At 46.3% G+C, this 19,541-nt stretch carries 16 protein-coding genes; 5 read left to right on the top strand and 11 right to left on the bottom strand.

Translation table 11 applies throughout. The features are described from left to right. The gene (locus LT679_RS14980; protein WP_232178413.1) at nt 1–699 is read right to left on the bottom strand and encodes a ComF family protein; all 699 of its coding nucleotides are present in this window, start codon (nt 697–699) and stop codon (nt 1–3) included. A 3-nt stretch (nt 700–702) separates the two neighbouring features. Next, entirely contained in the window at nt 703–1,764 is a 1,062-nt protein-coding gene (gene rlmN / locus LT679_RS14975) for a 23S rRNA (adenine(2503)-C(2))-methyltransferase RlmN (protein WP_232178412.1), read from the bottom strand. A 149-nt stretch (nt 1,765–1,913) separates the two neighbouring features. Between rlmN and LT679_RS14970 the strand changes: the two genes are divergently transcribed. Next, nucleotides 1,914–3,089 carry an amidohydrolase family protein gene (locus LT679_RS14970; RefSeq protein ID WP_232178411.1) on the top strand — a complete coding sequence of 392 codons (1,176 nt, stop codon included), beginning with the start codon at nt 1,914–1,916 and terminating at the stop codon, nt 3,087–3,089. 55 nt (nt 3,090–3,144) lie between these two features. Here the strand turns inward: LT679_RS14970 and LT679_RS14965 are convergent, their stop codons facing one another. The 6 genes from LT679_RS14965 to LT679_RS14940 form a co-directional block, all read right to left on the bottom strand. Beyond that, complete coding sequence (locus tag LT679_RS14965; protein WP_232178410.1) at nt 3,145–5,025, bottom strand: DNA topoisomerase IV subunit B; 1,881 nt, start codon at nt 5,023–5,025, stop codon at nt 3,145–3,147. 78 nt (nt 5,026–5,103) lie between these two features. Continuing rightward, nucleotides 5,104–5,787 carry a hypothetical protein gene (locus tag LT679_RS14960; RefSeq protein WP_232178409.1) on the bottom strand — a complete coding sequence of 228 codons (684 nt, stop codon included), beginning with the start codon at nt 5,785–5,787 and terminating at the stop codon, nt 5,104–5,106. 96 nt (nt 5,788–5,883) lie between these two features. Next, the gene (gene ftcD, locus LT679_RS14955) at nt 5,884–6,873 is read right to left on the bottom strand and encodes a glutamate formimidoyltransferase (protein WP_232178408.1); all 990 of its coding nucleotides are present in this window, start codon (nt 6,871–6,873) and stop codon (nt 5,884–5,886) included. Between the two features lie 16 nt (nt 6,874–6,889). Next, nucleotides 6,890–7,300 (bottom strand): DUF6157 family protein, encoded by a 411-nt coding sequence (locus LT679_RS14950; RefSeq protein WP_232178407.1) that lies wholly within the window; start codon nt 7,298–7,300, stop codon nt 6,890–6,892. Nucleotides 7,301–7,312: 12 nt separating this feature from the next. Beyond that, on the bottom strand, nt 7,313–7,699 hold the full coding sequence (locus LT679_RS14945; protein WP_232178406.1) for a DUF3037 domain-containing protein: 387 nt from the start codon (nt 7,697–7,699) through the stop codon (nt 7,313–7,315). Beyond that, entirely contained in the window at nt 7,677–8,468 is a 792-nt protein-coding gene (locus tag LT679_RS14940) for a HipA family kinase (protein ID WP_232178405.1), read from the bottom strand. The genes LT679_RS14945 and LT679_RS14940 overlap by 23 nt, the downstream gene beginning before the upstream one ends. Before the next feature lie 190 nt (nt 8,469–8,658). Here LT679_RS14940 and LT679_RS14935 point away from each other — a divergent pair, with 190 nt between their 5' ends. Beyond that, nucleotides 8,659–10,944: a S9 family peptidase gene (locus LT679_RS14935; protein ID WP_232178404.1), complete on the top strand. Its 2,286-nt coding sequence runs from the start codon at nt 8,659–8,661 to the stop codon at nt 10,942–10,944. Between the two features lie 27 nt (nt 10,945–10,971). Here the strand turns inward: LT679_RS14935 and LT679_RS14930 are convergent, their stop codons facing one another. Continuing rightward, complete coding sequence (locus LT679_RS14930) at nt 10,972–14,469, bottom strand: family 43 glycosylhydrolase (RefSeq protein ID WP_232178403.1); 3,498 nt, start codon at nt 14,467–14,469, stop codon at nt 10,972–10,974. A gap of 770 nt (nt 14,470–15,239) precedes the next feature. Between LT679_RS14930 and LT679_RS14925 the strand changes: the two genes are divergently transcribed. Genes LT679_RS14925 through LT679_RS14915 form a run of 3 tightly spaced genes read left to right on the top strand, consistent with a single transcriptional unit; the run spans nt 15,240 to nt 18,277 of the window. Continuing rightward, nucleotides 15,240–17,474 carry a heavy metal translocating P-type ATPase gene (locus LT679_RS14925; RefSeq protein ID WP_232178402.1) on the top strand — a complete coding sequence of 745 codons (2,235 nt, stop codon included), beginning with the start codon at nt 15,240–15,242 and terminating at the stop codon, nt 17,472–17,474. 20 nt (nt 17,475–17,494) lie between these two features. After that, nucleotides 17,495–17,707, top strand: a complete 213-nt coding sequence (locus LT679_RS14920) for a heavy-metal-associated domain-containing protein (protein ID WP_232178401.1) — start codon at nt 17,495–17,497, stop codon at nt 17,705–17,707. Nucleotides 17,708–17,713: 6 nt separating this feature from the next. Beyond that, nucleotides 17,714–18,277 carry a helix-turn-helix domain-containing protein gene (locus LT679_RS14915; RefSeq protein WP_232178400.1) on the top strand — a complete coding sequence of 188 codons (564 nt, stop codon included), beginning with the start codon at nt 17,714–17,716 and terminating at the stop codon, nt 18,275–18,277. A 6-nt stretch (nt 18,278–18,283) separates the two neighbouring features. On the opposite strand, the gene LT679_RS14910 is transcribed toward LT679_RS14915, so the two are convergent. After that, nucleotides 18,284–18,880: a DUF4202 domain-containing protein gene (locus tag LT679_RS14910; RefSeq protein ID WP_232178399.1), complete on the bottom strand. Its 597-nt coding sequence runs from the start codon at nt 18,878–18,880 to the stop codon at nt 18,284–18,286. A 26-nt stretch (nt 18,881–18,906) separates the two neighbouring features. Next, nucleotides 18,907–19,488, bottom strand: a complete 582-nt coding sequence (locus tag LT679_RS14905) for a TetR/AcrR family transcriptional regulator (protein ID WP_232178398.1) — start codon at nt 19,486–19,488, stop codon at nt 18,907–18,909. Nucleotides 19,489–19,541: the final 53 nt, after the last annotated feature.

Genomic DNA, 19,541 nt, shown 5'->3' with positions numbered 1-19,541 from the left:
TTACTCGGCGTAAGCTATAGTGGCAATGCTTAGCTTAAGGCCGGGTATCTTAAGTAATTCTATACCGCAGGCTTCGAGCGTGGAGCCTGTGGTTACAATATCGTCAACAAGTAATACATGCTTGCCGGTTAACTTGTCCGCATTGGCCACAGTGAATACCTGCTGCATGTTTTCAAACCTCGCGAACCGCGATTTACGTGTTTGCGTTTCGGTAGCTACAACACGTATAAGGTTATTGATTTCAACCAACGTATTCAACTTCTCTGCCAAACCGTTGGCAAATAGCTTACTCTGATTGTAGCCCCGTTTACGCAGCTTACTTTTATGCAGCGGCACCGGAATAATGTAGTCTATCTTATCGGCCTGATCAACACCGTTTAACTGTTCTCCCGCTATTTTGCCTAAGGCGATGCCTATCTGTTTTTCGCCATCGTACTTAAAACGGTGTACCATGTTTTGTACCTTACCACCCTTGGTAAAATAAAGCAGCGCATAGGCATGCTCAACTTTAAGCTTACCCCAAAATTGGCGTGCAACAATATTCTCCTTTTGCTGATGAAAGTTGGTGTAGGGTAAGTCAAAACGGCAAGCGGTACAAATAACCCGCTCGCCTTTTACAAGCTGTGTATCGCAAGCCGCGCAAAGCTCCGGGAAAATCAGCGCAATCAAATCGGCCAGATAAGTATTACGCAGCCACATGTGTTACAGGGCGTTTTCTTTTTCTTTAATGGCGAGCTGGCCGCAGGCGGCGTCAATATCTTTACCGCGGCTGCGGCGCAGGTTAGTGATGATGCCTTGCTTACGCAGGTAGGCAGCAAAGGCTTCTACCTTATCTTCACCCGCATTTATGTAGCTGGCAAACGCAATAGGGTTATACTCAATGATGTTAACCTTGCAGGGCAGGTGCTTGCAAAAGCGGGCAAGCTCCATGGCATCCTGTATATTATCGTTCACACCATCAAAAATAATATACTCGTAAGTAACCGGATTTTTGGTTTTAGCGTAGTAATATTTAAGCGCATCGGCCAGTGCTTTAAGCGAGTTTTGCTCGTTAATAGGCATAATGGTATTGCGCTTTTCGTCATTAGCTGCATGGAGCGATAGCGCCAGGTTAAACTTAACCTGATCGTCGCCCAGTTTCTTGATCATTTTAGCAATACCCGCTGTTGATACGGTGATACGCTTGGCTGCCATGTTCAGTCCATCTTCAGATGTTATCTTCTCAATGGATTTCATCATGTTGGCATAATTAAGCAACGGCTCGCCCATGCCCATGTAAACGATATTGGTAAGTGGCTGGTTATAATTTTCGCGGGCTTGCTTGTCTATCAATACTACCTGGTCGTAAATTTCGTCGGGGTTAAGGTTACGCTTGCGCTCCATATAACCGGTAGCGCAAAACTTGCAGGTAAGGCTGCAACCTACTTGCGATGATACGCAAGCAGTCATACGCTCGGGAGTAGGTATTAAAACGCCCTCAATTAAGTGGTTATCGTGTAAAATAAAAGAATTTTTTATAGTTTTATCACCACTAAGTTGTGAGGTATGAATTTTAACATTATTGATGGTGAAATTCTGCTCGAGCTTGGTACGTAGTTCTTTTGAAATATTGCTCATTTCGTCAAATGAAACGCATGATTTTTTCCAGAGCCATTCATAAACCTGTTTGGCCCTGAAACCCTTTTCGCCCAAACGAACAAATTGTTCCTGTAAAGCGTTAAGCGTCAAGCTACGGATATCTGTTTTAACTGTTGCAGTGTTCACGGCACAAAAGTACTTAAATTTAAAAATTATTGTGTTTTTGTAAAATCATTTCTTTTTATTTGATTAAAAAACAACAACTAAAAGTTAATTGTATTAATTGAATGAGTAGGAGTTCAGGGGAAAGTTTTAGAAGATGCTAACAGATACCAATGAAAAGTTTTAGAGCCGATTACGTTTTTCCCGTTTATGCCGATCCGATAAAAAATGGAATTGTTACCGTTGATGATAACGGCAAAATCCTGGCCGTCACCAATGACCCCTCAACCATCCCCGGAGAGATAGAGCAGTTAAGCGGCGTACTATGCCCGGGATTTATTAATACCCACTGCCACCTGGAGCTTTCGCACATGAAAGACCGTATAGCGCCCGGTAACGGTTTGGTTAACTTTGTAAAAGAAGTGATCAGCATGCGCCGCAACGTTGTTGCCGATGAGCAGGAAGTGATAAACGGCGCCATTGCTGCTGACGAGATGATGTACAATAACGGTATAGTTGCCGTAGGAGATATTGCCAATACTGATGTAACCGCATCTGTAAAAAAACAAAGCAAAATTTACTATCATACCTTTGTTGAGGCTATGAGCTTTGTGCCCGAACGTGCGCAAGTAGTTTTTGACCAGGCCCTGCAAACGCTCGAAGCTTTTAAACCCTTGTCGGCATCAATCACGCCGCATGCGCCTTACTCGGTTTCTAAGGAATTATTCAGGCTGATAAAAAAGCATAGCGATACCGGAAAAAACCTGATCAGTATACACAACCAGGAGTGTGAAGACGAAAATAAGTTTTATCGCTACAAACTTGGTGCGTTTAATGATCTGTATAAATTTTTGGAAATAGATATTGAATATTTTAAGCCGCAGGCGCGAAACTCCATCCAATCTATTATTCCGCTATTGAGTAATAACCAGGATATATTGCTGGTACACAATACCTGCACCAACCTGAAAGATATTTACTTTGTTAAACGTTTTGATAAGATGGTGAACTGGTGCTTTTGCCCTAACGCCAATTTATATATCGAGAAGCGTTTACCTAAGATCAACCTGTTTATGGATCAGGGCTTCAATATTACTTTGGGCACGGATAGCATGGCCTCAAACCATACGCTGAGTATATTATCAGAAATGGCGACCATACAGCAGCACTTTCCGCAAATAAGCCTGGAACGCCTGGTACAATGGGCTACCATAAACGGTGCGGAGTTTTTAGGTGTTGATGATAACCTGGGCACACTCGAAAAAGGTAAAACACCCGGACTAAACCTGATAAGCGGATTGGATAACCTCAAAATTACGACCGATACAAAAGTGAGAAGGCTCATATAAAAACAAAGACCCGCTTAATTAAGCGGGTCTTTGTTTTTTATGCTATATTATCAATTTAAACTGCTACGGCCAGTTCAGCCTCAGCAACCAATGGATTAATACTTTCGTCATCCTTTTCAACCCGCAGGTTTTGCACAATGTGCTGCTGGCGTGCCGGCGTGTTTTTACCCATAAAGTATTCAAGCAAACCCTTAATGTTGGCGTCTTTCAGGATAACCGGGTCAAGGCGTATATCTTTACCAATGAATAAACCAAACTCCTCCGGTGATATTTCACCCAAACCCTTAAAGCGCGTGATCTCTGGCTTGTTACCCAATTTGGCAATGGCATTGCGGCGCTCTTCATCGCTATAGCAATAAATGGTTTCCTTTTTATTACGCACACGGAAAAGCGGTGTTTGTAGTATAGACACGTGGCCGGCCTTAACCAGGTCAGGGAAAAACTGCAAAAAGAAGGTCATGAGCAGCAGGCGAATGTGCATACCGTCCACATCGGCATCGGTAGCTATTACTATGTTGTTATAGCGCAGGTTGTCAATCCCATCCTCAATGTTTAAAGCGTGCTGAAGCAGATTGAATTCTTCGTTCTCATAAACCACTTTTTTAGTTAGGCCGAAGCAATTAAGTGGCTTACCTTTCAGGCTAAATACCGCCTGCGTCATCACATCGCGCGATTTGGTGATCGACCCGCTGGCAGAGTCACCCTCGGTGATGAATAAGGTAGTTTCCTGTTTGCGCTCGTGGTTGTCATCGAAATGCACTTTACAATCGCGAAGTTTACGGTTATGTAAAGATGCTTTTTTAGCACGCTCGTTAGCCAGCTTTTTAATGCCGGCAATATCCTTACGCTCACGCTCTGATTGTAAAATGCGTTTCAACAATTCATCATGAACAGCCGGATTTTTATGCAGGTAATCGTCCAGTTCCTTTTTAACAAAATCATTGATAAAGCCGCGCACCGTAGGCCCATCCGGACCAACATTTTGCGAGCCCAGCTTTGTTTTGGTTTGCGACTCGAATACCGGCTCCTGTACCTTAATGGCAATTGCCGCTACAATCGAAGCACGAACATCCGCCGCGTCAAATTCCTTTTTATAGTATTCACGGATGGTTTTTACCACCGCCTCGCGAAAGGCTGCCTGGTGTGTACCACCTTGGGTAGTGTGCTGTCCGTTAACAAACGAGTAATATTCTTCGCCATATTGCTGCCCGTGCGTCATGGCTATTTCGATGTCCTCGCCCTTAAGGTGAATTATCGGGTAGCGTATGGTATCCGGGTTTGTATGGCGGCTAAGCAGATCGTGCAGGCCACGTTCCGAGAAATATTTTTGACCGTTAAAGTTGATGGTAAGGCCCGAGTTTAGGTAAACATAGTTCCATATCATGTTCTCCACAAACTCCGGTATAAAGCGGTAATGCCTGAAAATAGTATCGTCGGGCGTAAAGTTAATGGCGGTACCATTGCGTTGAGTAGTTTCCTTTTCAGGCTCATCGCGAACGATTTCGCCCTTGGCAAACTCCGCTATCTTTGTGCGCCCATCGCGGTATGATTGTACCGTAAACGCGGTAGAGAGCGCATTAACTGCCTTGGTACCTACCCCATTCAAACCTACCGATTTCTGGAAGGCCTTGCTATCATACTTACCACCGGTATTTATTTTGGATACGCAATCAATCACCTTACCCAGCGGTATGCCGCGGCCATAATCGCGCACACTTACTTTATGGTCGCTCATGTTCACCTCAATGGTGCGGCCGCTGCCCATTACAAACTCGTCAATCGAGTTATCTACAATCTCCTTCAGCAATACGTATATACCGTCGTCATACGCCGAGCCATCGCCCAGCTTTCCAATGTACATGCCGGGGCGCAGGCGTATGTGCTCTTTCCAGTCGAGCGAGCGTATGCTATCTTCACTATAATTCGGTTCAGCCATATATAAACGTAGTTTATCAGGGTGCAAAAATACACCCGGTTACAACAAAAATAAAATTTCGGACGAGTTAGAGCGACCTTAATCTGCTAACTTATTAACATTTTGCGCTACCGCTTTGAATTTGAGACTACTGCCCGCGCGCTCCACATTCTTATAAAACTCCGGATCCTTTTGGTTGGTAAAACATACCATCAGTATGGTACCGGTATGATACTTCTGCAAGGCAATAAGCAAAGCATATTGATAGTGACGGGTTTCGGGCATATCTTCAAGCGTGAGTATGTACGAGCGCCCAGCATCGGCATTATAACGCTTAAGAGCAGCCGAAGGTAAAACCCGGACGAACGAATTGCGCTGCCCGGTAAACGCAATAGCATGCGCCTGGGCAATGTCTTTATATATTGAGTCGGGGTTAGCGAGTTTTAACTGTTCGTCGGTTTTAAAGCGGTCGTAACTGGCCCAATTCTGTTTTTGCGAGCGCACCTGGTACCAAACCTCAAAATCCTGGCCGGGTATATCCATAGCGTAATCAAAAGTAAAATCTTCGTTATCTAAAGCCGGTATTTCTCTAAAGCCTTTAGGTTGCGTAAACCTTACGTTGGCCGTATTTAAAATGCTATCAAAAACAGCATATTGATTACTTGCCTTTAGCTTAAGGTTGATTTTTTTAGCCGTGCGAACCTGGGCATTGACAGATGAGCATATCACAAATAACACAATTAAAAGCGCAAGCTGCGTTAGATGTTTTATTGATAGCCTCATTAATCTTAGGTGATGATCGAATTTATAATAAACAAACAGTAAATCAAAATAATATTCAGCTGTTGTTTAAATTGTAACACAAGCGTTGCCGGGTTTCTATATTTTCAACAAATATTCAATTACGCGCTGGCTTGCGTCGAACTCTCCCAACGCGCCCAGCATCAACTCTGTCACGGCCGTTTCTACCAGCACTGCTTCATTTAACTCATTACTTAAGCCATATTTAGCCTGGTAATATTTGCCTGCTTCAACAAGGCAAATAAGCGGTATCAGGCCGATCAGCTCGCTGCCGGTAACCTCAGCTCCCAGTTTTTGTGCCTGGCGGCGCACTTCCTCAAAAACGATGTGTACAGGTGTATGCTCAATATTAATCAGGTTCATAGATACCTGCGCGGCATTGTATTCATCCATATACCAGCCAATAGCCTTTACAAATTTAAGGCTGCCGGGCGCGCCTTTATAACCGCTTTCGCGCACAGCGTAAGCAATTTTTTTGGCGATATCTACTGATTTCGTATCAAGCGTAATATTATACGCCACAAGATAGTTGCGCGCCCCAATAACCGTGGCGCCACGGTTTGCATCCATTTCGGCGGGACCATAGTCGGGCTGCCAACCGGGTTGGTGTATCTTCTCAAAAAAGCCCTCATACTCACCAGAGCGGATGACAGACAAATTGTTGCGACGCTTATCGGGCTGTGAATTTTCGTACAGGTAAACGGGTATCTGTAACTCCTCACCAACACGGCGGGCTAACTGATCGGCATACTTAATCACTTCATCCATGCTGATGCCGCGCACCGGTACCAGCGGACAAACATCGGTAGCACCCATGCGGGGGTGCTCGCCCTTCTGGGTGCGCATATCAATCAGTTGGCCTGCCGTTTTAATGGCGGCAAAGGCGGCATCAACCAAGGCCTGCGGCTCACCCGCAAAGGTGATCACCGTGCGGTTGGCATCATGCCCAGGGTCAACATTCAACAGGCTTACACCTTCAACACTGCTGATAGCGTTGGCAATGGCGGCAATGGTATCGGCATTGACGCCCTCGCTAAAATTGGGTACACATTCTATAATTTGTTTCATGTAGATAATGAATGGATTACACCCTTTTCGAGCGCATAGCTTTCAATTGCTTAAGCGTCTTATCATGGCTGCACTGCACATATTCCTTGCTGCCCAAACCGTATATAGCCACCTTGCCATCAGCGTTGCTGTGAATGCCCCAGCCGTAACGCTTGGCCAGGGTCGACGAGCGCAGGCATGCTTGCCCCTTTAAAAAATATTGCTCACGTGCGGCCTGCTTCTCTGCCCCGCTGATATTATTCTTCCTAGCGTATGCCTCAAACACCACATCATCCGATGTAAACTCGTACGGGTGATATGCCATCATATTAAACTGAATGTTGGCTATGGTTTTATGATCACCCTTTACCGGCGGAACTTCGGCCACCGTAACCGGACAATCGTCAGCTACCTGGATGAAGGTGTTGTAATAGTTAGTGGTGTGCATGGTATTATTGTTTTACAAAACCAATTTTTCAAACAATATCCTCAACTTTTGCGCCGGGTCGCCATCGCATAAACCGGGATGGGTCTTTGATGACTGTACCACCGTGCTGCGGGTAGCGGTTAACCACCTGAACCGTGAGGCAACATCCAGCGTGCCTATCGGTCCCCCGGCTTTACTGCCCAGGCTGATCTGCTCAAAGGCGGCAAAGTGGTGCTTTAACTCGTCAATATCAAGTTCGCTGTAGAGTGCTTTCAGGCGGTCGGCATCCAGCTTGTACTCAAAACCCAGGTATTTTTGTTTAGGGCAGTATAGTATAACTCCTACGTTGATGAATTCCTCGCGCTCTACCCTGGGTACAACGCGCACTACAGCATACTCAAACAGTTGCGGCTCGGGCATGCTGTACCTCCTTTACAAAAACTTCCGACGCGGCAATGCGGCGGATCAAAAATTCATAATAAACATCTCTGCGGGCTTCGGGCTCCTCGTCGCCCAGCCAGCAAACCGGTATCAGGTCAACTATGCTGCGGATGCGCTCATTGGTCAAAATAGTCTTAAAGTCGGCATCGGCCTGCTCAATTTGCGTAGCTAATGGCAGCAATACATGATCCTTTATCTGCGCGAAGGGGCGCAGCGCCATTTCCTGCCAGTTATCCCACGAGTGGTGAAAATATAACGATGCGCCGTGATCTATCAGCCATAGTTCCTTATGCCAAACCAGCATATTGGTGTTGCGCGGTGTACGGTCAACATTGGTCAGCATGGCATCAAGCCATACAATACGCGAGGCCGTCTGCTCATCCAACCGGGTAACCACCGGGTCGAACGTGATAGCGCCCGAAAGGTAATGCAGCGCCAGGTTAAGGCCCACGCTGGCTTTCAGTAAATCCTGTATCTCCTCATCGGGTTCTGACCGGCCAAAGGCCGTATCCAGGTTGGCGAACACCAATTCAGGTACTCTAAAGCCAAGCAAACGAGCCACTTCGCAGCCGATCAGCTCGGCAATCAGCGCCTTAACACCCTGCCCGGCACCCCTAAATTTAAGCACATATAAAAAATCGTCGTCGGCCTCGGCAATGGCCGGCAGCGAGCCTCCCTCGCGCAGCGGCGTAACGTAACGGGTAACGTTTACGGTGCGCAGTTCGGGCTTATAATCTGCATTCTCCATCCGGCTAAAATAAGGCAATAATGTGAAATATACATTTTGCAAATGCTGCTTTGTAACAGCAATATAACAAAGCAGGATAGGATATTACCTGATGATTTTCGGATTTTAACCACTGCAACCGTAAGTTGGGTTTTACCGCGCCAGTGTTGTAATTTACTGCCAAAATTTCCCTAACAAGTATTTTAAACAGATGAAGATCCGCTCACTAATAACCTGTTTTGCCGCGACGCTCGCGTTTCAAACCACATGGGCACAGCAGAAAAAAAATGTGCCCTACATGCCTACGCAACAGCAGGTGCTGCAATCGTTCAAGCAAGCTAACGCGTTAGATACCGCGCTGAAAAGTATTGCCGTAGTATCTAACATAACCCCGAACTGGCAGTCATCCGGCGAAAGTTTCTGGTACAGGAAATCGCTTGATAACCGCGAAGCCGAATACTTTGTTGTAGAAGCTGTGACAGGTAAAAAACAAAAAGCTTTTGACCACGAACGCCTGGCCAAAGCCATTGAAAAGGTAACCGATAAAAAGGTTGACGGCAATAAGCTATGGATCAGCGACATGTTTTTTAGTGATGATAAAAGCAGCATCACCTTTAAAAGCGGTGCCGACTGGCTGATGTGTGACCTAAAAAACTACAAGGCAGAGAAAACTATCAAACCTGCAATTCAGGCTTATAACCCTAACCGCCCCCTGCAACGCCGCCGGTACCGCTGGAGCGGTTTTTTTACCGATTCTGTATCGCCCGACAAGCAATGGACGGCCATGCAAAAAAAGGGGAACCTGGTAATAAAGAATAAAGATTCCGGCAAAGAGATTGCTTTAAGTACTGATGGGACATCCGAAGCGCCATACGGCGAGTTTGCGTGGTCGCCGGACGGGAAATATATCATAGGCTATCGCATCACCTACAAGAAAATAAAGGATGTTTATTATGTGCTGAGTTCGGTTGACGGAACCACACGCGGGCAGTTGCGCAGTCATGATTATGCCCAGCCCGGTGATGATTTTACCAGCTATGAGCCTTTTATCTTCAACGTAAAAACAAAGAAACAACTGAAGGTGGAGGCCGATAAGATAGACTTTTTCGGCGCGCCCGAGTTACATTTTCGTGAAGGTAACAGCCGCTATTTTACATTTGAAAAGGTTGACCGCGGCCACCAGCGTTTCAGGCTAATAGAGGTGGATTGCCAAACCGGCAAAACGCGCAATATTATTGATGAGCGTACCAAAACTTTTATTTACGAGCAGCGGATTTTCACTTATTATCTGCCCAAAACCAACGAGGCGGTATGGGTAACCGAGCAGGATGGCTGGCGGCACGCTTACCTGGTAAATACACTTACCGGCAAGCAGCAACTGATAACCAAAGGGAACTGGGTGCTGCGTGATATTGATAGTGTTGACGTACAGAAAAGGCAATTATGGTTTAAGGGCAGCGGCATGAACGCCGGCGAGGATCCTTACTTTATCCATTACTACCGCATTGGCTTTAATGGTAAAGGGCTGATTGACCTGACCCCCGAAAAAGGCAACCACCAGGTAACTTACTCGCCGGATAGAAAGTACATGATAGATGCTTACTCGCAGGTTCACGTAGCCCCGGTAGTTAGTTTACGCAGCACCGTCACGGGTAAAAAGATAGCGGATTTGGAAACCGCAGATCTATCAAAATTATTAGCTACCGGCATAAAACTGCCCGAGGTTTTTGTGGCTAAAGCCCGCGATGGCAAAACAGACATTTGGGGTGTGGTTTACCGCCCGGCCAATATGGACCCGAACAAGGCATACCCGGTAATTGAAAACATATATGCCGGTCCGCAGGACTCATTTGTGCCTAAAAACTTCTCGGCTGTAAACGAGATGCAGAGCATAGCCCAGTTGGGCTTTATTGTAGTGCAGATTGATGGTATGGGTACGGCAAACCGCTCAAAGGCTTTTCATGATGTATGCTGGAAAAATCTGGCCGATGCAGGATTTGATGACCGTATTTTGTGGATGAAAGCGCTTGCCGCCAAGTACCCGCAGGTTGATGTAAGCCGTGTTGGGTTATACGGCACTTCAGCTGGCGGACAAAATGCCTCGGGCGGCCTGCTGTTTCACCCGGAATTTTATAAAGTAGGCGTGGCTGCCTGTGGCTGCCATGATAACCGTATTGATAAGCAATGGTGGAACGAGCAATGGATGGGTTACCCGGTTGGCCCGCATTATGGCGCGCAATCAAACATAACCAACGCTGCCAAGCTGCAAGGCAACTTAATGCTGATAGTTGGCGAGGCCGATGAGAATGTTCCGCCAGAATCAACCCTTCGTTTTGCTGATGAGCTTATAAAGGCTAATAAGGATTTTGAGCTGCTGGTTATACCCGGCATGGGCCATAGCGATGGCGGTGTTTACGGCCGTCGCAGCAAAAAGAATTTCTTTATTAAGCACCTGCTTAAAACTGAACCGCCGGTTAGGGGTGCCGAGGGTATTTAAACAACAATTATCAACAACTGCCGGGTATTACCTGGCAGTTGTTGTTTTAGGCTGCACCAATTTAAAATAACCGAATTTGCCGTAAGCGCTGCGCCCACCGTAAATGGCCTGGTACAAACCGATCTGGAGGGGTTTGCCATCTAAATCAGGGCGTAATACCGGGCTGCCGGGTAGGTTATTCCAATGCTTACCATCCTCGCTGCCGCGCAGGTAAAACAGGTTGCCGCTGCGCTGAATTTGCAAATGCGGGTAAAAATCAAATCCCGATTGGTTATTACTTTGCATCCGATTGCCGTTTTGCAGATTAGTAACCAGGTTGCCAACGCTCCATGCGGTAAAAATGCCATTTTGTACAAGCTCGTCTGTTTTGCCTGTGCTATTAGCCAACCTTACCATTATACCTGCTTCGTTTGATCCTGATACTTTTTTCTCACGCAGACCGCTCACATCAGTAATATGTGTTTCAGCTACGAAATCGCCGGCTATCGTTTTATACAGGAAAGGGCCCAACGGCTTATTACCATCCCATTTGGACTCCGTTGAGGCAAGCAGCAAGCCGCTGGTGTTTACCTCAATTTTATCGGCAGTTTGCAATGTATCTTTACCAATGATGCCATCCCAGATGATACCATTTGTGCCATCCTTCAAGTAGTTATGCGGCTTGTTAAAATTATCGCGCAGCGTAATAAAGTTTTTGGTGGACGTGTTCGCCTTGAAAGCTTTGGTACTTGCGGATATATTGCCCGATGCATCTCGCGTTTTCAATGTATAACTGTAACTGGTATTTGGCTGCAGGCCATCGTTCACAAAATAGGGTTCGTTCGTCCACCCGCTTGATCGCCCACCGGAATTGCCTGATGTTTCGGTAAAGTAAAATTGCCTGCCGTTGTTACCGGTGGTATCGGCCTGCATAGCAATCATGTCCGGACTTAGCGCTGTCGGAATTTGAGCCATCAATGGCGCTTTAAAGGGTGCTTTTAGTTTGTTTTGCCATGTTGCGCAGAGGGATTGAAGCTCGTTATCACCAAGTGTTTCGTTGAACATGATCATCTCAGCAATAATTTTAATAGCTACTGGCTTGCCGTTTATTTCGATAATGGATGGAATGGCATATCCGTATTCTCTTTTAATAAGTAGGGAACAGGCGGTAACCTCTTTACCATCCACAAATGATTTAGCATTGCTGCCATTTACCGCAGTGGTGAGGTAATGCCATCCATCAACACCGTTTATTGCTCCGTAATAGGCCATACCCAGCGTGTAGTTTGGTAACGGTTGCCCGGTTTTTAGGTAGATATTTTTAATGTTTGCAACTGCCATTCGCCCGGCTACATCCTTAACTTCAAGATTAGTGTTGCCGGAAAATTGTCCACCGGCAGCACCTTCATTTATCCAATTGTTTAATTTACCGTAGTTTAGCTTTGACGCATCAAAGTAGTAGTTGATATTTTCTGCACCGTTGGCCGAAGCCAGCACCCTCACGGCTGAATCGGTAAGTGCGTAATCATATACCTGTAAAGCTGATATTGCCCCACTTAATCCGGTACGGCTATCATCCAACCCGCCGAGCAGCATGTTTTTAGCCGGGCGCAAAAAAAGCATCTTGCCTTCGCTGTTATCCGGCTTGCCGTCAACAAATATCTTTTCAATACTGCCGTTAAAGGTAACGGCTATATGATGCCATTTAGCTGCTTCGGGCGTATGGGTATAAGCGATATCGCCCCAGCCCCAATGCTGCACCGCGCCAAAATCCTTACCGCTGCCGTAACCGAATACGGCGTTGCGCAGGTCGTAATCGCCGTTGGTCCAGGTAAGGTAAGGCTCTTCCGGCTGGATGGCAGGATTATAGATCCAGGCCGATACGGTATAGCTGCTGTTACCGGTTAATGATAAGGGTACTTCAAAATCAGATGCCAATCGTTCGCTCCCGGTAAACACCAGTGCTTTACGACCTGCCACCATTCCTGCTACCGGGGCATTGTTTGACGCCGTAAAGCTTCCACCCTGTTTGCCTTGGTTTGCCCACTGTTTAACAGCTTCGCCCGGCATTAGCTTATCGGCATTCACATCAACTAATAAACCTTGATGTTGAACATCGGGCTGCTTTGCTGATGCTATGATATCGCTTTCAGGCAGCGCGAGATCGGTGCCATAAACCTTGATATTCCACAATGCTTTGTATAGGCCGGGATATTCGGTATTGTTAATCGTTATTCGTATGTAACGTGCCTTAATATCGTTTTTATCAACCATTGGGCTGCCATGCAGTAGGTTCTTGGTTCTGTCGGCAAAGGGTTGCCATTTCTTGCCATCGGCCGAATATTCTATTAAATATTGGTAATACCATGTAGGATATTCAAACTGCGTGAGGATTGTTTTTACCGTTTGTGTTTTTCCCAGATCAACCTTTAGCCAGGCAGGAGATTGATTATCGCCCGATTTCCAAAGCGTGCCGTTGTTGTTGTCCGTGGCGAATTCCGGCTTAAAGTCATCGCTATAATATGAGGACGCTTTCACTGGTTTGCCATAGGCCAGATCAATTGACGGATTGGTATCTTTTGCGAACAGGCCAACACCCAAGTGGGTAGGGATCACTTTTTCAATGTTTCCATCCTTATCAAACACCAGCTTATCGGCACATACCTGCCGATGAAAGCCGCCGCCCGAATGCGGATTATTATGCCGGTGGTAAACAATATAATACTCACCATTAACCTCAATAACCGACTGATGACCAGGGCCGTGTACCGTTCCATCGGCGTTAGTAGTTAGTATCGGGTTGTTTTTACCGTAAGTGAAGGGTCCCATTGGTCCTTTAGTACTCGTAACGTATTGCACCCGGTAAGTTTCGTTTTCGCAATAGCCCGATGAATAAGTAAGGTAATAAATGCCCTTGCGTTTGAACATGAACGGGGCCTCAAAAAAGTCCTTCGCAATAGTGTTAGGGATTTTATCTAAAGCCGAAAAGCTCTTCATATCAGCATTAAGCCTGCCAACACCCGCGCCGCTGTTGGGGTATATGCCCCAGGTACCCCAGTGCATGTAAAATTGCCCGTCATCATCCCTAAAGGTTTGCCCGTCAAGCGTGATCACATTGGGTACCATTAAGTTGGTTACAATGGGTTTATTGTCTGCGTTCAATGGTGTCCAAGGGCCTACAGGGGTATCGCTCCATGCACCGAATATCTCAACCGGCTGGCAGTAGTACATGTAGTATTTGCCATCGTTGCCCAAAGTAACATCGGGCGCCCAGATGAACTTAGTGGTAGGCCAGTTCATGTCGTGCATGGTCCAGTTCACAAAATCCTTTGATGTCCATACCTGCGAAGGGCCATGGCCGCCGCCGTTGCCGTCGGTAGTAGCATAAATGTAATACATGTCGCCAAACTTTTTAACGGTAGGGTCGGCAAAGTAGCCTGGGATGATAGGGTTGCCGTTGCCGGGTTGCTGCGCGGCATTAGTTTGTGCAAATGATGAATAACCAAAAAACATCAGTATCAGCAACAGGCAGGTGCTACGCGGCATATATTTAATTAAGCTAAGTTTAAACCGACCAATGTAGTTAATGAGGTAGGTGGTTTTATTGCTTAAATTAGCTGTTAGTAGCCGTTAATTAACCTTAATACCTAATCCCGTCCCTCTCCGAAGGAGAGGGAGTCAAATAAAATGAGTAGTGTGCGGATCTCTCCCTGACCCTCCCGAGGAGTGAATTATTTTTGGCAAAAGCACAAGCAATTAATACCCTATCAACCGGCATCAGTAATGCCCGGAGTAGCACAAATCCTACCAAGGCACAACCTTTCACCGGGCAGGACGTAGCCGGCGATTCATTCGCTTTTGTATGTTTTTATTGCTGCTCATGAGATCGCTGACGCTAAGTCTTGTTTCTTTTGATCGCTCAAAAGAAATTCAGGACAGGTAATGAAGATGCTACTATTAACCGGTTGTGTTCTATTCATCGTCAGCCTGCTCTTGGCCGCAGAGGCCAGTTACTTTGTCTTAGACACAAAGTAACCAAAAGTCAAGGCAGAAAAAACCTTCAGCCGCACACGGCCATACTCCCGGCCCGGTTTTCTGCCAGCCCTACGCTCTTTTTTCTTTTAAAGATCTATAGGTAAAACACATTATTGGTAAAAGCAATCAAGTCCAGCTAACCATCCGAAAGGAGGTTGAAATAAGTCCTCCTCCTTAGGGAGGATTAGGAGGGGTTCACTATTCTATAAATCTTTTACATAATGATGTAAGAGATGAGCGCCTTGCTCTAAGTAAATTTGTAGTATAAATTCAAGATCATTATGGCGGCACACAGTTTAAAAACAGAAATTTTCCCGGTAACGGGCATGAGTTGTGCGGCCTGTGCAGGCAGTGTTGAAAGTATGGTAGCCGCGCAACAGGGGGTTAAGGAAGCCGCTGTGAACTATGCCGCCCAAACCCTCAAGGTTACTTATAACAATGCCGAGGTAAATCGCATCGCTATGCAAAAGGCTGTCCAATCCATTGGGTATGATTTGATAGTGGATACAGAAAACGCCACCGAGAAGCAGGCCGAAGCACAGCAGGATCATTATAAAAAGCTGAAAAATAATTTTATTTACGCGGCTATATTAACGCTGCCCGTGGTAGTGATCGGTATGTTTTTGATGGATATACCGTATGCCAATTACATTATGTTGGCGCTTAGCGGGCCGGTGTTGTTTGGGGCCGGTCGCGGATTTTTTGTGAGCGCGTTTAAGCAGGCATCGCACGGCAAGGCTAATATGGATACGCTGGTGGCCATGAGCACCGGCATCGCTTTTTTGTTCAGCCTGTTCAATACATTTTACCCTGAGTTTTGGCACAGGCAGGGTTTGCACCCGCATGTGTATTATGAGGCGGCTTCGGTGGTCATCGTATTTATTATGCTGGGAAAATTGCTGGAAGAAAAAGCCAAATCAAATACCTCATCAGCCATAAAAAAACTGATGGGTTTGCAACCCAATACGGTTTTAGTGTTAAAGAATGGGGCAGAGGTAACACAGCCGCTTGCCGAGGTGAACGTTGGCGACATCATCATGGTTAAACCCGGCGAAAAGGTAGCGGTGGATGGTATGGTGACCGATGGCAATTCTTTTGTTGATGAAAGCATGATCAGCGGGGAGCCGGTGCCGCTTGAAAAAAAAGCAGGAGATAGCGTGCTTGCAGGCACCATCAACCAAAAAGGCAGCTTCCGTTTCCGGGCCGAAAAGGTCGGGGCTGACACGATGCTGGCGCACATCATAAAAATGGTGCAGGATGCCCAGGGTTCAAAAGCGCCCGTGCAAAAACTGGCTGATAAGATTGCAAGCATATTTGTGCCCGTTGTAATGGGTATAGCCTTGTTGAGTTTTGCTGTTTGGCTGATAGCGGGTGGACAACATGCCTTAACGCATGGCTTAATGGCGATGGTTACCGTGCTGGTTATTGCTTGCCCCTGCGCGTTAGGTTTAGCCACGCCTACAGCCATTATGGTAGGCGTGGGCAAAGGTGCCGAAGAGGGTATTTTAATAAAAGACGCCGAGGCGCTTGAACTCGGCCACAAAGTAAACGCTATTGTATTTGATAAAACAGGCACCCTCACCGTAGGCAAACCCGATGTAAACGAGTTGTTATGGGGGGACTCCGTTTCCGATAATATATCAATGCTTAAAAGTATTTTTTTCAGTTTAGAGAAGCAATCTGAACATCCCTTAGCGGGAGCTATTGTAGCGTGTGATGATTTAAAAGATGCTTCAACTGTTAAACTCGATGCTTTTGAAAGCATAACCGGTCGTGGTGTAAAGGCCGGGTATAACGGCGTAACTTATTACGCAGGCAGCCATAAACTGATTGCCGAAAAACAGATAGCAATCCCGGCTGACCTGGCTGAGGCTCTAAGCCGTTTTCAGAATAAAGCAAAAACCGTTATCTATTTTGCTGATGACAGGCAGGTGCTCGCTGTCGCCGTTATCAGCGATGCTATAAAGGAGGGCTCGGCTGAGGCAATACGGCAATTAATCCGTCAGGTCATAGAAGTATATATGCTTACCGGAGATAACCAGCAAACCGCCGCCGCCATTGCCCGGCAGGCCGGTATAAAACATTACCAGGCTGATGTATTGCCATCAGATAAAGCCGGTTTTATAAAACAATTGCAGCAACAGGGCAAGGTAGTAGCCATGGCCGGCGATGGAATTAATGATAGCCAGGCGCTGGCACAGGCTGATGTAAGTATAGCCATGGGCAAGGGTACCGATATCGCCATGGATGTAGCCAAAATAACCCTGGTATCGTCTGATCTGCGACAGGTGCCAAAGGCACTGCGCTTATCCCGCTTAACGGTGAAAGCCATACGGCAAAACCTGTTTTGGGCGTTTATTTATAACCTGATCGGCATACCGATAGCGGCAGGCATATTATACCCGGTTAACGGTTTTTTGCTTAACCCGATGATAGCCGGGGCCGCGATGGCTTTAAGTTCGGTATCGGTAGTGAGCAATAGCCTGCGGTTAAAATTTTCAAAACTCTATATTTAATTTTGTTATTATCAACATATATGGAAACATTAAAATTCAAAACCAACATAAAATGTGGTGGCTGTATAGCCGCTGTAACCCCGGCATTAAACAGCCTTGAAGGTGTTATAGACTGGCAGGTAGATGTAGCCTCGCCCGAAAAGGTGTTGACGATAAACAGCGACGATGCGCTATCTGAACAAGCCGTTATAACCGCGCTTAAAGAAAAAGGCTACCAGGCCGAAAGCATTTAACTAAACATGGTGCTGCACATTAAAAATATGGTTTGTGATCGCTGCATCCTGGTGGTACGGCAGCAACTGGAAGGTTTGGGCTTTACGGTTACGGCTATTGATCTGGGCAGCGTTACCGTACAGCCGGAGCCGGATGCTATCGCGCTTGCAGCCATCGCTTCTTCATTAAAAGTATTAGGTTTTGAGCTGATGGACAACGAGAAAGACAAACTGGTTGAGCGCATCAAAAACCTCATCGTTGAAAAGGTACACCATAGTGACCTGGCCGAGCAACAGGTGAACTTTTCGGCTTACTTGGCTGATCATCTGCATAAGGATTACGGACAGCTTAGTCGCCAGTTTTCGGATAGTGAAGATACCACTATTGAGAAATTCATCATCCAGCAAAAAATAGAGAAAGTAAAAGAACTGCTTGAGTACGGCGAGCTAAATCTCAATGAGATTGCCTGGAAAATGGGTTACAGCAGCAGCGCGCACCTTTCGGCGCAGTTTAAAACGGTTACGGGTTTAACGCCAAGCCAGTTTAAAAATAACGGCAAAGGCAGGCGCAAGGCATTAGATAAGATATGAGTTGGCTTATTTAGCCATGCGGGTTAGTGCTTGCTGAATAAGCTCCAGGCCACCATCAGAGTAGGGGAGTTGCAAGGCAAAAGCGTGGCCATGCGCGTCCATCTTTAAAAGGGATTTGTACAGGATGTTCACCATTTTTTCCGGGTCGCCCTCATACTTTTTACGGAAATCCTCATACTGATATTCCAGGAAAACAAGGCAAAGTGCGTTCTCCATGGTTTGTACATCCGCGTCAACTTTAATACGTTTTTTCAGGATGATCTCGCTTACACGGTCAATCTGCTCATCGCTGTAACCGGCCTGCTGCATTAGCCGGGCGGTAACGGTAGCGTGATGCTGAGCGAGGTCTTTACGCCATTTCAGGTAAGGCTCACGTCCTTCAGGATAACTCTCCCGCGGCATTTCCCAGCGGCCAATGTGCTGGCTGCGCGATGCTAAAAGCAATTCTTCACAGGCACCAGGCTGTAGCTTTAAAACCCAGTCATACAATCGCAAAGCATAGGCATACTCAAACGGATACGTGGTGCCGTCCCATTCCAGTGTGCGCGGGTCCTGCATATTATATTCGTCAAATAACCTGAATGCTCCCTGTAACTTGCTCATAGCGCAAATTAACATTTTAAGCCGGATCAATCCAATACGGAGAGGGTGGTATTAATAATATCATCAAAAAAGGCTTTATCAGTACTTGATTTCGCCAGTACCTGTATGCCCTTTACGGCGTTATATAAAAAGCGGGCCAGCGCCCTTGCATCCTGTTTGCTGGTGATATCGCCTTTTTCCTGCCCTTTTTTTATGGCGATGTAAAAGCTCTCCTCAGTGCGCTGCTCGGTTTTACAAACAATATTGCGTACTTCGGTATCATGTGGGGCAACCTCTATTTCGGCATTTACCATAAAACAACCTTTTTGCTGTTCGTCGCTTAAAAGCGCGGTAGCAGTGTACTCCAGCATTTGGCGGATGGCCTGCCTGGCGGGGATGGGGCTGTTGGCCAAATCGCACATGTGGTTACTGCCCGAGTTTTGGTAATATTCAAGCGCCTTTATGTACAGCGTGTGCTTATCTCCATAGGTATCGTACAGGCTTGAGCGGCTTATACCAAGGGCATCTACCAAATCCTGCATAGATGTAGCATTGTACCCCTTATGCCAAAATGTGCATACAGCTTTTTTTAAAACCTCTTCTTCATCAAAATCTTTACTACGTGCCATAACCGAAAAAGCTTTGCCCTTTAGTGAGCAAAGCTAATTTATTTTATATTAAA

It is taken from the genome of Mucilaginibacter roseus (assembly GCF_021215455.1).
In the GTDB taxonomy this organism is placed as follows: domain Bacteria; phylum Bacteroidota; class Bacteroidia; order Sphingobacteriales; family Sphingobacteriaceae; genus Mucilaginibacter; species Mucilaginibacter roseus.
This window is presented reverse-complemented; position numbering and strand designations above follow the sequence as displayed.